Annotated in this window: 15 protein-coding genes; 14 read left to right on the top strand and 1 reads right to left on the bottom strand. The window is 65.9% G+C overall.

Features of this window, described 5'->3' with window-relative positions:
• Nucleotides 1–127 precede the first annotated feature (127 nt).
• Complete coding sequence (locus LN047_RS26595) at nt 128–523, bottom strand: hypothetical protein (RefSeq protein WP_373980692.1); 396 nt, start codon at nt 521–523, stop codon at nt 128–130.
• A gap of 123 nt (nt 524–646) precedes the next feature.
• On the opposite strand from LN047_RS26595, the gene LN047_RS26590 reads away from it, so the two are divergent.
• The 14 genes from LN047_RS26590 to LN047_RS26525 all read left to right on the top strand — a co-directional run bounded on the left by LN047_RS26590 (nt 647) and on the right by LN047_RS26525 (nt 14,201).
• On the top strand, nt 647–1,099 hold the full coding sequence (locus LN047_RS26590) for a hypothetical protein (protein WP_373980691.1): 453 nt from the start codon (nt 647–649) through the stop codon (nt 1,097–1,099).
• Nucleotides 1,100–1,245: 146 nt separating this feature from the next.
• Complete coding sequence (locus tag LN047_RS26585; RefSeq protein WP_373980690.1) at nt 1,246–1,674, top strand: carboxymuconolactone decarboxylase family protein; 429 nt, start codon at nt 1,246–1,248, stop codon at nt 1,672–1,674.
• 254 nt (nt 1,675–1,928) lie between these two features.
• Nucleotides 1,929–2,552, top strand: coding sequence for an HAD-IB family hydrolase (locus tag LN047_RS26580; RefSeq protein ID WP_373980689.1), 624 nt, complete (start codon nt 1,929–1,931; stop codon nt 2,550–2,552).
• Nucleotides 2,549–3,430, top strand: a complete 882-nt coding sequence (locus tag LN047_RS26575) for a decaprenyl-phosphate phosphoribosyltransferase (protein ID WP_373980688.1) — start codon at nt 2,549–2,551, stop codon at nt 3,428–3,430. The genes LN047_RS26580 and LN047_RS26575 overlap by 4 nt, the downstream gene beginning before the upstream one ends.
• A gap of 2 nt (nt 3,431–3,432) precedes the next feature.
• Nucleotides 3,433–3,771 carry a multidrug efflux SMR transporter gene (locus LN047_RS26570; RefSeq protein WP_152382845.1) on the top strand — a complete coding sequence of 113 codons (339 nt, stop codon included), beginning with the start codon at nt 3,433–3,435 and terminating at the stop codon, nt 3,769–3,771.
• 12 nt (nt 3,772–3,783) lie between these two features.
• Nucleotides 3,784–4,920, top strand: coding sequence for a hypothetical protein (locus LN047_RS26565; RefSeq protein WP_373980687.1), 1,137 nt, complete (start codon nt 3,784–3,786; stop codon nt 4,918–4,920).
• Nucleotides 4,917–6,071, top strand: a complete 1,155-nt coding sequence (locus LN047_RS26560) for a hypothetical protein (protein ID WP_373980686.1) — start codon at nt 4,917–4,919, stop codon at nt 6,069–6,071. Before LN047_RS26565 ends, LN047_RS26560 begins: the two co-directional genes overlap by 4 nt.
• A 283-nt stretch (nt 6,072–6,354) precedes the next feature.
• The gene (locus LN047_RS26555) at nt 6,355–7,200 is read left to right on the top strand and encodes an ABC transporter permease (RefSeq protein WP_223573437.1); all 846 of its coding nucleotides are present in this window, start codon (nt 6,355–6,357) and stop codon (nt 7,198–7,200) included.
• A gap of 3 nt (nt 7,201–7,203) precedes the next feature.
• Nucleotides 7,204–8,250, top strand: coding sequence for an ABC transporter ATP-binding protein (locus LN047_RS26550; protein WP_373980685.1), 1,047 nt, complete (start codon nt 7,204–7,206; stop codon nt 8,248–8,250).
• 8 nt (nt 8,251–8,258) lie between these two features.
• Nucleotides 8,259–9,140 carry an ABC transporter permease gene (locus LN047_RS26545; protein ID WP_056319944.1) on the top strand — a complete coding sequence of 294 codons (882 nt, stop codon included), beginning with the start codon at nt 8,259–8,261 and terminating at the stop codon, nt 9,138–9,140.
• A gap of 27 nt (nt 9,141–9,167) precedes the next feature.
• Nucleotides 9,168–10,415 (top strand): amidohydrolase family protein, encoded by a 1,248-nt coding sequence (locus LN047_RS26540; RefSeq protein ID WP_056319941.1) that lies wholly within the window; start codon nt 9,168–9,170, stop codon nt 10,413–10,415.
• A gap of 5 nt (nt 10,416–10,420) precedes the next feature.
• The gene (locus tag LN047_RS26535) at nt 10,421–12,079 is read left to right on the top strand and encodes an amidohydrolase family protein (RefSeq protein WP_253858385.1); all 1,659 of its coding nucleotides are present in this window, start codon (nt 10,421–10,423) and stop codon (nt 12,077–12,079) included.
• The gene (locus tag LN047_RS26530) at nt 12,079–13,062 is read left to right on the top strand and encodes a GTP-binding protein (RefSeq protein ID WP_373980684.1); all 984 of its coding nucleotides are present in this window, start codon (nt 12,079–12,081) and stop codon (nt 13,060–13,062) included. The genes LN047_RS26535 and LN047_RS26530 overlap by 1 nt, the downstream gene beginning before the upstream one ends.
• An 89-nt stretch (nt 13,063–13,151) precedes the next feature.
• A complete protein-coding gene (locus LN047_RS26525; protein ID WP_056319935.1) occupies nt 13,152–14,201 on the top strand; it encodes an ABC transporter substrate-binding protein in 1,050 nt (349 codons plus the stop codon).
• The last annotated feature ends 139 nt before the right edge of the window (nt 14,202–14,340 follow it).

Below are 14,340 nucleotides of genomic sequence, written 5' to 3'. Positions count from 1 at the left end.
AAGTCCGAAATGAAAGGTTAATGACAGCGCTCTGAAATTGCGGCGCGCGGCAAGCGCGTGACCAAAAACAAATGGCTGACCCCGCATGCGCGGGCGTCAGCCACGGGACCCGATGAGGCAGGCGCGTCTATCTGTTCTCGTCGTCCATCGTCAGCGCGCCGTCCTTCATGATGCCTTGCGCGATCTCTTCGGCCGATTTTCCGGCAAAGCCGTGTTCGCCGGCGGTGATGCGCAGGCTGTCGCCGTCCAGCGGACTCATCAGCGTGGCCGAGGACAGGAGAATGCCGTTCGCGCGGAACTGCACGCGCTGGCCCACGCGCTCGCGCGTGAAGTTCGCCAGCGCCTTGCTGCTGTCCGGCTTGAGCTTGATGTCGACAATGCGGGCGTTGGTGTGCGGATCGGCGCCGGGCGTGGCCTGCTCGACTTGCAGGGTGACGGATTCGGCGAGGGCGGCAAGGGGGGCGGCGGCGGCCAGCGCCGCGGCCAGGGTGGTGGCCAGCATGGGATGTCGCAGGGACGGCATGGAAACGCTCCTTCTGATGGACGACGGTTCCATCCTATACGGATCGCCTCGGGCGGGGATGACCGTCTGATATATTCCTGACGAAATTTTGCCGGCTTGGGCCGCGCCCGAGGACAGTGAGAAATGACCATGATTGCACGCGCGGCCTGCCTGTTGTCCATCGCACTTCTGGCGGGCACGGCCCACGCCGGTTCCGCACCCGCTTCGCTGTCGTGCGTATCCGAGAGCGGCAAGGTGGCGCTCAAGGGCGATATTCCTTCGCCCTCGTCCGATGCGCTGGCGCTGACCTTGACGTATGCCGCGGCCACGCTGTCGTTCGCGGCCGACGACGCGCCGGCGTATGTGGTCGCCAATTTCTCGCAGTCGGTCTTCACACTGATCGTGCCGGCCGACGGGCAGGCGCTGACGCTGTACGCGCTGCCGTCCACTGTCGCCGTGAAAAAGACGGCGGACGGCGACATGGCGGGCACGTTCCAGGCCAGGTTGCTGGGCCCGCGTCCCGGTGGCAAGGCGGCCAGCGGTTATCCCGCGCCGCTGCAGGCTACGCTGAATTGCGATTACCGCTATTCGCTGTAGGCTCCGCCCGCCGCGTTCACTGCCCAGGCATCGATTTGCGCCGCTGCGCCGCATTTGACGGGCGGGAGGCGGCACGCCCACAATCGGCCGGATGACAACCGGCAGGCGGGCCGGCGATGCCCGCCGCCACGATCCCGGAGGCACCCATGGCAGACACCCAGAAAGAAACCCAGAAGGAAACCCAGGCGCTGTTCGATCAAGGCCTGGCGCTGCGCCGCGAAGTGCTCGGCGCCGATTATGTCGACGGATCGCTGGCGCGCGCCAACGACTTCATGATGGCCTTCCAGAACATCACCACGGAGTGGTGCTGGGGCTATACATGGGGCCGTCCCGGGCTGGAGAAGAAAACGCGCAGTATGCTCAATCTGGCCATGCTGACGGCGCTGAACCGTCCGGCCGAGATCAAGCTGCACGTCAAGGGCGCCCTGAACAACGGCGTGACGGTCGAAGAGATCAAGGAGATTCTCTTGCAGGCCACGGTGTATTGCGGCATTCCCGCGGGGCTGGACGCTTTCAAGGTGGCCAACCAAGTGCTGGAAGAGGAAGGCGCATTCAAGCAGGAAGAGCAGGCCTGAGGCCCTTGCCGCGCGAAAACGGCAGGAATCGCGCGGTGCTTTTTGCCTTGCTCGCCCGGAGGGCAGGCTATGATGACTTGTCATCAAATGTGTTACAAACACACAAACTTTGAAATAAAACGCATAGGCTTCACCGCAGGACTGCATCGCGCAGCCCTGCGTCTGACATTACGCGTTCGCGCCTTGGGCGCCGACGCATTTTCCGGCACAGTTTGCGACGTCATGCCCTGCCCGGGCGCCGCCGCGAAAGCAGTATGGCTACACAAACGCAGTTTCCCGATTCCACGCGGGTGATCGCCGCCTTCGACTTTGACGGCACGCTCACCCAGCGCGATACGTTCGTCCCCTTCCTGGCCCACCTGTCGTGGGTCCGTTTTCTGACGGCGCTCTTGCGAACCGCCCCGGCGCTGGCGGCCTTTGCCATGCGCTTGCGCAGCAACGAAGACGCAAAAAGATCACTGTGCCGCGCCGCGTTGCGCGGACGTCCGCGCGCCCAGCTGGCCCACGTCGCCCGCGCCTGGGTGCACACCATCCCGCTGCGGCCGGCGCTTATCGACCGTCTTCGCTGGCACCAGCAGCGCGGCGACCGCTGCGTGCTGATCAGCGCGTCTCCCGATATCTACCTGGAAGAAGTGGCGCGATACCTGGGGTTCGACGACCTTATCTGCACGCGCATGGCGGTGGACGCAGAGGGCCGCCTGACCGGCGACTTTGACGGCCACAACTGCTGGGGGCCTGAAAAGCTGCGGCGCCTGACCGAACGCTTCGGCGGCACGGACCAATACGAACTGCACGCCTACGGCGACAGCCGCGGCGACCAGTGGCTCATCGATGCGGCGCACCAAGCGTGGTACCGCGGGCAGGCGGTCAAGCCATGACCGCCTTGCTTTCCCTCTTGCGCCCGCAGCAGTGGCTGAAGAACGGCTTCGTGCTGATCGGCCTGATCTTCAGCCACGGCTGGTCCGACCCGGCGCTGGTGTTCGCGGTGGGTGTGGGTTTCGTGGCGTTTTGCCTGGCCTCCAGCGCGGTGTATGTCCTGAACGACTACTACGACCGCGCCGCCGACGCGGCCCATCCCAAGAAACGGCTGCGCGCCATCGCCAGCGGCCGGGTGAGCCTGCCCGCCGCCCGCGCGCTGATCACCGTGCTGTTCTGCGCGGCGCTGGGCCTGCCGCTTGCGTGCGGATTGTGGCCGGTGGCGCTAGCCGTGGCCGGTTACCTGACGCTGAACATTGCCTACACGCTGAGCCTGAAGCACAAGGTGCTGGTCGATGTGTTCTGCATCGCATCCGGCTTCATGATCCGCCTGGCCTGTGGTACCTACGCGGTGGGCATCGTCCCGTCGCGCTGGATGCTGCTGTGCAGTTTCATGCTGACCCTGTTCCTGGGCTTTGCCAAGCGGCGCGCCGAGATTGCCTCGGCGCCCCTGGACGCGCCGGCGTCGGCGGGCAGCACGCGCACCGTGCTGCGGCACTATTCCCCCCAACTGCTGGACATTCTGGTGGCCATTACCGCCAGCACGACGCTGCTTGCGTATGGCCTTTACACCGTGGACTCGGACACTGCCGCGCTGCACGGGACGCAGCATCTGATCATCACGCTGCCCATCGTCACGTTCGGCGTGTTTCGCTATCTGTACCTGCTGTACAAGGGCGGATCGGGCGAAGAGCCGGGCCGCGATCTGCTTGCCGACAACCAGATACGCCTGGCGGTGCTGGCCTGGGTGGCCGTGGTGGTTTTGCTTGTAAGGACGTAGTCATGGCATATCTTTGGCTGATTCTCAGCGGGGCCTGTAGCGTGGCGGCCAGCGTGGCGCTCAAGGCGGCGGGAAGCAGCGCCGCACAAGCGGCCGCGCCGTCCCTGCTGAGCCAGGGGCTACCCTATCTGGCCGCCATCGGCGCGTACGGACTGGGTTTTGGTTTTTATGCGCTGGCGCTGCGCCAGCTGGATCTGACACTGGCCTATCCGTTGATGGTGGCTTTTGCCATCGCTGGCGTCTTTGCTTACGGCCTGTTGTCCGGCACGGAAACCATCACCGCCCTGCGGATGGCGGGCGCGGCGTTCATCGCCATTGGCGTCTTCCTGATTTCGAAATAGGCGGGCACAGGCATGCAACGTTTCTTCAATGGCGCGTGGTATCGCGGGTTTCTGCTCTGCTGCGCCTACGTCGTGGTGGCAGCGGCCGTCATGAACGGCTTCTACACCAAGTGGCGGCTCAACGACGGCCACCCGGCTCTCGGGCTGACGCAGATGGTCGAGGGCACGGCCTACCGCCCCTATGTGTATCGCCAGTTCGTGCCGGCGCTGGCCAATGGCATCCAGTCGCTGCTGCCGCCGTCCACCGTGGCGCGCCTGTCCGAACGCCTTGCCGAACCCCGGCGGGTGGACAGCCGCTCGGGCCTGGCAATGCGCTATCCGGGGTCCGAGGCCCTCACGCCGGCCGTGACCCTGCGCTATCACCTGGTCTACTACCTGACCTTCGCCGCGCTGCTGACCTCGCTTTTCGTCATGCGCCGCGTGGCGCTTCGCGCGGGGGCCGGCGCCGCGGCCGCCACGATCGCGCCCGCGCTGCTTGCGATGGTGGTGCCGTTCTTTCTGACCGAGGGCGGCTTTTTCTATGACTTCGTCGAACTGTTGTTCCTCATGAGCGCCGTGCTGCTGGCGCTGGGCGCATCGCGCCAGACGCCGGTGCGGCTGTGCGCGTTGGTGGCGCTGGCCGGGCTGGCCACCTGGAACAAGGAAGCCTTCTTCTTTTTCACGCCCGCGTTGTATCCGCTCTTGCGGCGCAACCTGCCGCGGCAGCACGCCGCAGGCGTGGTGGGCGTGCTGCTGCTGGTAAGCGGCTGCGTCTATCTGGCGCTGCGCCTGCGCTACGCCGGCAACCCCGGCTCGACGGCCGATTACCAGCTGTGGGACAACCTGCGCTTTTACGTGAACCCCGGCAACTGGCTGCGAACCGAGAATACCTATGGCGTCCTCTTGCCGCGCGGCTTCAGCATCGTGAGCATGCTGGCCTTTGCCGGCATTGCCCTCCACGGCTGGACGCGCCTGCCGCAGCCCCTGCGTTGGCACGCGAAGATGGCGCTTGCGATCAACGTGCCGCTGTTCCTGTTGTTCTGCTCGCCAGGCGAAATGCGCAACCTGAGCATGCTCTATCCGTCCCTGCTTTGCCTGCTGGCGCTGGCGCTGGCCAAATGGCTGGGCCCGCAGGGCGCCTCCCAACCGGCCGCCTCGGAAGTCCGATGATCCGTTTTTTCAATAGCGTGGTTTACCGCCGCTTTCTGCTGGCGATGTTGTATGTGATGGTGGCTGCGGCAGCCTTCAACGGTTTCTATACGAAGTGGCGGCTGAACGACGGGCATGGCCCGCATTCGCTGGCGGCCATGGTGGACGGCACCGCCCACCGTCCCTATGTGTACCGGCAATTTGCGCCGGCCATCGCCAACGGCATCCAGGATTTGCTGCCGGCCGCGACGGTGGCGCGTCTGTCCGAACGGCTGACCGAGCCGCGCCGCGTGAACAGCCGCTCGGGGCTGGCGATGCGCTATCCGGAATCGGAAGCGATGCAGGCCCCCGTGACGCTGCGCTATCACATCGTCTATTACCTGACCTTTGCGGCGCTGCTCGGCTCGCTGTTCGCCATGCGGTCGGTGTGTCTTGCGGCAGGCGCCAGCGGGGCCGCGGCCACCGCGGCGCCGATGGTCATCGCGCTGCTCTTGCCCTTCTTCCTGACCGAGGGCGGCTTCTTCTACGACTTCTTCGAAGTGCTGTTCATGGCGTGCGCGATCCTGCTGGCCTGGCGCATTCCCGTGGAGCGCCCCATGCGTGCGGCGGGACGGCTGGGCCTTCTGGCCGTCGTTGCAGCCCTGGCGACATGGAACAAGGAGGCGTTCTTCTTCTATGTGGTGACGCTGTATCCGTTTCTGCGGCGCAGCTTGCCGCGCGTGAAGGCAGCAGGCGTCGTGGCGGCACTGTTGTTCGTCTGCGGCTGCGTGTATCTGGCGCTGCGCATGCGCTACGCGGGCAATCCCGGCGGCGCGGTGAGCTTCCAGCCGGGCGCGAATTTCTTCTACTTCCTGGATCCGGGCAACTGGTTCCGCACCGAAAGCACCTACGGCGTTGCGCTGCCCAAGGGCTTGAGCGCCGTGATGGTGCTGATGATCGCGGGCGTGGCCGCGACCGGCTGGCGCCTGCTGCCCACGCCGTTTCGCGTGCACGTGCTGATGGCGCTGGCGGTCAACGTGCCGCTCTTCCTGCTGTTCGCCGCCGAAGGCGAGGCGCGCAACCTGAGCATGCTGTATCCGTCGCTGCTAGCCCTGATGTCGATGGCGCTGACCGCGTGGATCGGCGCGGCGGCCGCATCCCCATCGGCTGCCCTTCGCGCTGCCGATTCCTGACGCGCGGCCCGGGCGGCGCAGCGATGGCGGGGGCGCGGTAGCTGCTGGCTGCAGCGCAGGTTGCACCTGCCGCGGCCAGCGTTCGCAGCGGGTTGCACCCGCGGCGGGGCTACTGCAGGGATAACCCGCGAGTTTTGGCGTGCCGTGGGTTATCCCTACTTGAGCCGGGCAGCAACCGGTCGATATGCTTCGGTTAACCGTAGGGACCGCAGAGTCTTTCGGAGGAGTTTCAAACCGAGCCGGCAGTTGCTGAAAGGAACCGGATTTGCATAATGCACCTCCTTTGGATTCAGCCGTCGCGGTCTCGCGGGACAAGCCAGTGCGCGTGATCCCGTGGGCCACGTGGCTGCACCGCGTTTTCGTGGTTCTCATGTATGCGTTCATGCTTAGCCCCATCGTGCTGGTGGTCTGGCTGAGCTTCTTCAAGGACGCCATCCTCTATTTCCCGCCATCGGGCTATACGCTCTCCTGGTACGTCAAGGCCTGGGAGAACCCCGCGTTCGCCAACGGCTTCCTTTTCAGCCTGCAGGTGTCGCTGGTGGCCGCGTTCATCGGCGTGGTGATGGGCGTGCTGGCGGCGGTTGCGATTGCGCGCTACCGCTTCGCGGGCAGCAAGGGCGTCAACACCTTGCTGCTGTCGCCGCTGCTGATTCCCGGCATCGTCGCGGGCGTGGCCGTCTATCTCTTTTACCTGCGCGCTGAAAACGTGCTGGACCAGGATCTGGTCGGCACGTTCGGCGGTCTGGTCATTGCGCACGTGTGCCTCACCATTCCGTGGACCGTGCGTCTGGTCACGGCGGGCATGGCCGGGCTGGACGGCTCCATCGAGGAAGCCGCTCGCAACCTGGGCGCAAGCGCGCCCAGGGCATTCATGCGCGTCACGCTGCCCATGCTGCGGCCGTCCATCGTCGCCGCGGCGCTGTTCAGCTTTGTCGTGTCGTTCGAGAACCTGGAACTGTCGCTGTCGCTGGTGGGCCCTGGGCGCACGACGCTGCCGATCGCGATCATGCAGTACCTCGAATTCAACCTGGACCCGACCATCGCGTCGGTGGCCTCGGTGCAAATCCTGCTGTTGGGCATCATCATGCTTGTGACCGACCGCTACGTGAAACTCAGTCAGGTGGTGTAAGAAATGGCGAAGGTCTCAATCGAAAACATCCGCAAGCAGTTCGGCGCGGCGGTCGCGGTGTCGGATTTTTCCCTGGAGATTGCCGAAGGCGAGCTGGTCACCTTCCTGGGGCCCAGCGGTTGCGGCAAGACGACGACGCTGCGCATGATTGCCGGCTTCATCACGCCGACGTCGGGGCGCATCCGCATTGGCGAAACCGACGTCACACGGCTGCCGGTGCACAAGCGCGACACCGGCATGGTGTTCCAGCGCTATGCGCTGTTTCCGCACATGACGGTGGCCGAGAACGTGGCGTTCGGATTGGAAATGCACAAGGTGCCCAAGGCCGACCGCGATGCGAAGATCCGGCGCGTGCTGGACATGGTGCGCATGACTGAGCTGCGCGACCGCTATCCGCGCCAGTTGTCCGGCGGCCAGCAGCAGCGCGTGGCGATTGCGCGCGCGCTGGCGATCGAACCCAAGGTGTTCCTGCTGGATGAACCGCTGTCCAACCTGGACGCCAAGCTGCGCCTGGAAGTGCGCGAGGAAATCCGCGCGTTGCAGCGGCGCCTGGGCCTGACCACCGTCTTTGTCACGCACGACCAGGAAGAGGCGTTGGCGATTGCGGACCGCATGGCCATCATGCACGACGGCATCGTGCAGCAGGTGGGCGCGCCCGACACGCTGTACGAGCGGCCCGCCAACCTCTTCGTGGCGGACTTCCTGGGCAAGATGAACGTCTTCACGGGACGCGGCCAGGCCGGCGATCAGTTCGAGACCAAGGCCGGCCAGCGCATCGCGGCGCCGGGCGGCGGCAACGCCACGCATCTGGGCGTGCGGCCGGAGCGCGTGCGCCTGCAGACGCAGCCGACCGGCGGCAACGCGCTGCCGGGCGTGATCGAGTCGTCGCTGTACCTGGGGTCGGTGCTTGAGGTGCGGGTGCAGCTCGATGGCGGCGACCGCCTGATCAGCCAGATCGTCAATGCGGGCGCGCGCGGCGCGCCGCCAGCCGCCGGCGAGCGCGTCTATGCGTGCTTCGAGCCCGACGACTGCGTCGCCTTCACGCAATAGGAGGCGCCATGACGACCGCAACGCAGGATGGGCGCCCCAGCCGATGGCTGGGCCCCGGGCTGGCCTTTCCGGCCTCGCTGGTGGTGCTGGTGATCATCATGATCCCGATCCTTCAGCTGGCGCGCTACAGCTTCAATCATTTCGACCCGGTCGAGATGATGCAGACCGCCTTCACGTTCGAGAACTACGCCAAGTTCTTCGGCGACCCCTACTACCGCGACATCTTCTTCACCACGCTGGGCATCGCGGCGCTGTGCACGGTGCTGGCGCTGGTGCTGGGCTTTCCGGTGGCGTACTTCCTGGCGCGCACGCAAAGCCGCTACAAGAGCCTGTTCGTGATCCTCCTGGTGTTTCCGCTGATGGTGGGCAACGTGGTGCGCGCGGCCGGCTGGATGGTGGCGCTGGGCAACGCCGGCGTGGTCAACGCCGTGCTGCAGGGCCTGGGCATCATCGACAAGCCGCTGACGCTGATGTACACGCCGACCGCCGTCGTCATCGGCACCACTGCAGTCGTCATGCCGTACCTGATCCTGACGCTGCAAAGCGTGCTGGAAGGCATGGACCTGTCCGTGGAAGAGGCCGCGCGCAATGTGGGCGCCAGCTTCTTCACCACCTTCCGCCGCATCGTCTTGCCGATCGCCGCGCCGGGCGTGGCGGCGGGCACGATGCTGGTGTTCATCCTGTGCATGAACGCGTACGCCACGCCAGTGCTGCTGGGCGGCTCGGGCCTGACCATGATGGCGCCGGCGCTGTATGACCAGATCACCAAAGCCTCGAACTGGCCGTTTGGCGCCGCGCTGGCGGTCATCCTGGTCTGCGGCACGCTCGTCATCGCACTGATATCCAACTGGCTGATCCACCGGCGCTACATCAAGACCATGGCGTCCTGACCCAGACATCCCCCGAAGGAAATTCTCATGTCCGCTGTGCTGTTCAAGAATGCAAACCTGCTCGATCCGCTGCAATCCGAGCTGCTGGAAGGGCACCACGTCCTGGTGGAGGACGGCGTCATCAAGGAAGTGTCGGACAAGCCGATCACCGCGTCCTCGGCGCGGGTGATCGACGCCGCGGGCCGCACGCTGATGCCCGGCCTCATCGACCTGCACGTGCATGTGCTGGCCACGCAGCTGAATCTCAGCACGCAGGGCGTCCTGCCCGACGCGCTGGTGATGATGCGCGCGGTGCCCATCATGGCGGCCATGCTGCGCCGGGGCTTTACCACCGTGCGCGATGCGGGCGGCGCGGGCTGGGGCCTGAAGTGCGCCGTCAACGAAGGCACGGTCAAGGGACCGCGCCTGTTCATCTCGGGCCGCGCCATCAGCCAGACGGGCGGCCACGGCGATCCGCGTCCGCGTTCGGACCACCTGCGTCCCATGAGCTTTTGCGGCTGCTGCTTCCGGGCGGGCGACATCGGCCGCGTGGCCGACGGCATCGACGACGTGCGCAAGGCAGTGCGCCAGGAACTGCAGATGGGCGCGGACCAGATCAAGATGATGGCCTCGGGCGGCGTGGCGTCGCCCACCGATCCCATTGCGTCCTTTGGCTACTCCGAAGAGGAAATCCGCGTCATCGTCGATGAGGCGGCCAGCCGCCAGACGTACGTGATGGCGCATTCCTATACCGCCGACGCCATCGAGCGCGCCATCCGCAACGGCGTGCGCACCATCGAGCACGGCAACCTGGTCGACGAGCGCGTGGCGCGTTTCATGGCCGAGAAGGGCGCCTTCGTGGTGCCGACGCTGGTGACCTATGAAGCGCTGGCCAACGAAGGCGCCGACTACGGTCTGCCGGCCGATTCCGTGGCCAAGATTGCCACGGTGCGCACCGCGGGCCTGCATTCACTTGAAATCTACAAGAAGGCGGGCGTGAAGATCGGTTACGGCTCGGACCTGCTGGGCCCGTCACAGCGCCTGCAAAGCGACGAATTCCGTATCCGCCGCGAGGTGCTGTCCGCGCAGGAGGTCATCCAGTGCGCCACCACGACGGCGGCCGAAGTGCTGAACCAGGTCGGCCAGCTGGGCCGCATCCAGGAAGGGGCGCTGGCCGACATCCTGCTGGTGGACGGCGATCCGTACCGCGACCTGTCGTGCCTCTTGGGGCAGGGCGAGCACATCGGCCTCATCATGAAGGGCGGCGTCATCGAACATAACGACCTGGGGGTGTAGGGGCCATGAGCGATCCCACGTTTTCGCAATCGGAAGTCGGCGAGGAATCCCGCGACGTCAACGCGGCCAAGGGGTGGCATCCGCCCTCGGCGCCCGCGCCCCGCGACCGCGGCCTGGGGCCGTTTCCGCGGCTGATCCTGCGCGGGGCCACGATCATCGACGGCACCGGCGCGCCGCCCTGGGGCCCGGTGGATATCGTGATCGAGAACGATCGCATCACCGCGCTGGTCAACGTGGGCACGCCGCACAAGGCCATCGACCCCAAACGCCGTCCCGGCCCCGGCGATCACGAAATCGACTGCCACGGCAAGTTCGTGACGCCCGGCTTTGTCGACGCGCACGCGCACATCGGCACGCCGTATCACGCGATGAGCGGCATCGTGCCGCCCGCCGACTACATCTACAAGCTGTGGCTGGCGCATGGCGTGACCACCGTGCGCGAGATGGGCGCGATGGGCGGCCTGGGCTGGACGATGGAGCAGCGCGAGCTGTCCGCGGCCAACCAGATCGCGGCGCCGCGCATGATCGTGCATTCCGTGTTTCCCGCCGTGAACGACCGCGTCAAGACCATCCACACGCCGGAGCAGGGCCGCGAATGGGTGCGCAAGCTGGCCGCGCGCGGCGCGGACGGCATCAAGTTCTTTGGCGCGCCGCCGGCCATCATGGAAGCGGCGCTGGACGAAGCGGCCAAGGTAGGCCTGCGTTCGGGCTGCCATCACGCCCAGATGGCGGTGACGCGCGTGAATGCGCTGAAATCCGCGCGCTGGGGGCTGACCAGCTCCGAACACTACTACGGCCTGCCCGAGGCGCTGTTCGAAGACCGCGTGGTGCAGTCGTTTCCCACGGACTACAACTACAGCGACGAGTACTACCGCTTCGCGGTGGCGGGCCAGACCTTCATGCAGGCCGCGCAGCCAGGTTCGGCCAAGTGGCGCCAGGTCATGGACGAGTTCCTGGAAATCGGTCACACCTTCGTGCCCACCTTCAACATCTACGACGCCAACCGCGACCTGATGCGCGCGCGACGCGCGGACTGGCACGACGAGTACACGTGGAAGGCGGTGTGGCGCTACTTTCAGCCGCAACGCGGCGGCCACGGCGCCTACTGGTACCGCTGGAGCACCACCAACGAAATCGAATGGAAGCAGAACTACCGGCTGTGGATGCAGTTCATCAACGAATACAAGAACCTGGGCGGACGCGTCTGCGCGGGCAGCGATTCGGGCTTCATCTACCAGATCTACGGCTTCGGCTTCATCCGCGAACTGGAACTGCTGCAGGAAGCGGGCTTTCATCCCATCGAGGTGCTGCGCGCGGCCACGTCGCACAGCGCGGCGCTGCTGGGCATCGATGACGACACCGGCTCCATCGATGTGCAAAAGCGCGCCGACCTCTTGATCCACGACCAGAATCCGCTCACCGACTTCAAGCTGCTGTTCGGCACCGGCGCCATGCGCTTGAACGACGACACTGCCAAGGTCGAATGGAAGCGCTGTCTGCAGACCACCATCAAGTCGGGCGTGGTGTACGACACCGCCGAGCTGCTGGCGGACGTGCGCGCGATGGTGCGGGACAGCTGGGCCGACGATCCCGACGGCGAGCGCCCGCCCACCGGCGGCGCGCCGGCTGGGTCGCCCTGCGACCCGGGCGAGGACGTGACCTGATGGCCGTCGATCTTTTCCTGTTGTGCGGGTTCCTGGGCAGCGGCAAGACCACGCTGCTGGTGGACTACCTGCGCGATCCGGAATCGCGCGATACGGGCGTGATCGTCAACGAGGCGGGCGAGGTCGGCGTGGACGGGGCCATCGTGGCCAACGACAGCGACAACGTGCCGATGACCTTGATGGCCAACGGCTGCGTGTGCTGCTCGTTGCGCAGCGATCTGGTTTACACGCTGAGCGCGCTGCTGGATGCGCCCCGGCCTGAAGGCGAGGGTCCGTTGCAACGCGTCGTCCTGGAGTGCAGCGGCCTGTCGCGGCCCGGACCCATCATCGCGTCGCTGGCGGATCCGGAATTGGCCAGCCGCGGCCTGCGGCTGACGGTGGTCTGCACCGACGACTGCGCGCGTGATTCCGACGCGCTGGCCGAGATGGACGAAGCGATGGCGCAGTTTGGCGCGGCCCATCGCATCGTATTGACCAAGACCGATCTGCTCCCGGCCGTGCCCGGCGCGCTGGGCGAACGCGCCGCGCGCGCCGAGGCGTTGAATCCGCTTGCCGAGATCGTCGCGGAACCGGATCGCCGGCGCGCGGTGCAGGCCGCGTTCGCGCCGTCACAAGGCACGTCCGACCTGGCCGGCCTTGCGGCGCGAGTGCTTGCCGCAGGCGGGCAGGGCGCGGCGCATCCGCGCATCCGCGTCATCACGGCGCGCGCGCAAAGCGGCATCAGCTGGACCGATTTTTCCGAGTGGCTGGATAACCTGGCCGGGCTGTGCGGCGACCGCCTGCTACGCGTGAAGGCGGTGGTGCGCGTCACGGACTGCGAGGAACCCATCCTGATCCAGTCGGTCGGCTCGACGTTCAGCCTGCCGCAGCGGCTGACGCGGCAGCCCGATGCGCGCGACGCGATCATCGTGATCGCGCGTGACATCGAGGCCGACGAGATCCGCGCGTCCTCGCCGGATGCGCCGGTGCAAATGCTGGTCTGAATCCTGTTGAACCCAAGGCCGCGCGCCAGACTGGCCTGCCGCGCGGCGCATCGTAGCAAGTCGTCAGTTCCCTTCGATACGAGGTTGTTATGCAAGAGAAAAACCTGAATCGCCGTGGCTTCATCAAGACTGCCTCCGGCCTGGCCCTGGCGCCCGCCCTGGGGTGGCTGCCCGGCATGGCCAATGCGGCCGAAAAGGAAATCGTGGTGGGCACCTGGGGCGGCGATTACCAGAACCTGCTGCAGCAGATCATCAATCCCATCGTCGCCAAGCAGGACGTGAAGGTGGTCTACGACACGGGCAACGCCGTGGGGCGCGTGACCAAGCTGCGCGCCGAGAAGAACTCGCGCCGCGGCAGCATGGACGTGGCGCTGCTGGGCGAAGTCGACATGTACGACGCCGAGCGCTCGGGCACGTTGGAGCCGCTGGACACCAAGAAGCTGCCCAACCTGGCAAACGCCATCGACACGCTGAAGACGCCGTATTCGATTCCGCACATCTTCAGCGCGATGACCCTGGTCTACAACACCGAGAAGTTCCCGACCCCGCCGGATTCGCTGCAGGTGCTGCTGGATCCGAAGTGGAAGGGCCAGGTCGGCTTCTCCGACATTCTCTATCTCTACAACTCGGTCTTCGTGGGCCTGGGCGCGGACGGCAACACCAAGGACTTCGAGGGCGGCAAGCGCTTTCTGGCCAAGCTCAAGCCCAACGCGCCGCGCATCTACCCGTCCAACGAAGCCGTTGCCGCCGCCTTCAAGTCCGGCGAAATCGCGATCGCCGTCATGTGGAAGGCGCGCGCGCTGCAATGGAAGGACAGCGGTCTGCCGCTGGGCTTCGTCATCCCCAAGGAAGGCTCTGTGCCGGTGTCGTTTGAAGCGGCCGTCGCCAAGAACAGCCGCAACAAGGATGCGGCCTGGGCCTACCTGAACGCCATGCTGGATCCGCAAGGGCAGATCGGCTTTGCCGAAAAGATGGGCTACGCGCCCACCGTGACCAACGCGCAGTTGCCGGAAGCCTTGAAGCGGGTGGGCTTTTCGGACGCCGAGGTCAAGCTGCTGCACGCCTACGACCTGAAGGGCTTGACCGAGAAGAAGGCGGACATGCTCGAGTTCTGGAACAAGGAATTCAAGGCGGGCTGATCGACGGGCGGGCGCCGTTCCCGCCCTTCCGGTTATCCGTTTCATCGTTGGCCGCGTCATCGAAGCGCGATTCCTGCAAGGGAATCGCGCTTTTTCATTCGGGGAGCTGCTGCATCAGTTATGAAATGTTATATCATCC

The sequence above is a fragment of the Achromobacter sp. JD417 genome (assembly GCF_041879325.1).
GTDB lineage: Bacteria > Pseudomonadota > Gammaproteobacteria > Burkholderiales > Burkholderiaceae_B > Achromobacter > Achromobacter mucicolens.
Note: the sequence above shows the minus strand (reverse complement) of the source record. Positions and strands in the feature narration are given on the sequence as shown.

Bases quoted from the DNA above. Each gene is read 5' to 3' on its own strand.
- LN047_RS26525 (WP_056319935.1), top strand. From the start codon at position 13,152: ATGCAAGAGAAAAACCTGAATCGCCGTGGCTTCATCAAGACTGCCTCC.
- LN047_RS26585 (WP_373980690.1), top strand. From the start codon at position 1,246: ATGGCAGACACCCAGAAAGAAACCCAGAAGGAAACCCAGGCGCTGTTC.
- LN047_RS26580 (WP_373980689.1), top strand. From the start codon at position 1,929: ATGGCTACACAAACGCAGTTTCCCGATTCCACGCGGGTGATCGCCGCC.
- LN047_RS26540 (WP_056319941.1), top strand. From the start codon at position 9,168: ATGTCCGCTGTGCTGTTCAAGAATGCAAACCTGCTCGATCCGCTGCAA.
- LN047_RS26570 (WP_152382845.1), top strand. From the start codon at position 3,433: ATGGCATATCTTTGGCTGATTCTCAGCGGGGCCTGTAGCGTGGCGGCC.
- LN047_RS26550 (WP_373980685.1), top strand. From the start codon at position 7,204: ATGGCGAAGGTCTCAATCGAAAACATCCGCAAGCAGTTCGGCGCGGCG.
- LN047_RS26535 (WP_253858385.1), top strand. From the start codon at position 10,421: ATGAGCGATCCCACGTTTTCGCAATCGGAAGTCGGCGAGGAATCCCGC.
- LN047_RS26565 (WP_373980687.1), top strand. From the start codon at position 3,784: ATGCAACGTTTCTTCAATGGCGCGTGGTATCGCGGGTTTCTGCTCTGC.
- LN047_RS26595 (WP_373980692.1), bottom strand. From the start codon at position 523: ATGCCGTCCCTGCGACATCCCATGCTGGCCACCACCCTGGCCGCGGCG.
- LN047_RS26590 (WP_373980691.1), top strand. From the start codon at position 647: ATGACCATGATTGCACGCGCGGCCTGCCTGTTGTCCATCGCACTTCTG.
- LN047_RS26575 (WP_373980688.1), top strand. From the start codon at position 2,549: ATGACCGCCTTGCTTTCCCTCTTGCGCCCGCAGCAGTGGCTGAAGAAC.
- LN047_RS26560 (WP_373980686.1), top strand. From the start codon at position 4,917: ATGATCCGTTTTTTCAATAGCGTGGTTTACCGCCGCTTTCTGCTGGCG.
- LN047_RS26530 (WP_373980684.1), top strand. From the start codon at position 12,079: ATGGCCGTCGATCTTTTCCTGTTGTGCGGGTTCCTGGGCAGCGGCAAG.
- LN047_RS26545 (WP_056319944.1), top strand. From the start codon at position 8,259: ATGACGACCGCAACGCAGGATGGGCGCCCCAGCCGATGGCTGGGCCCC.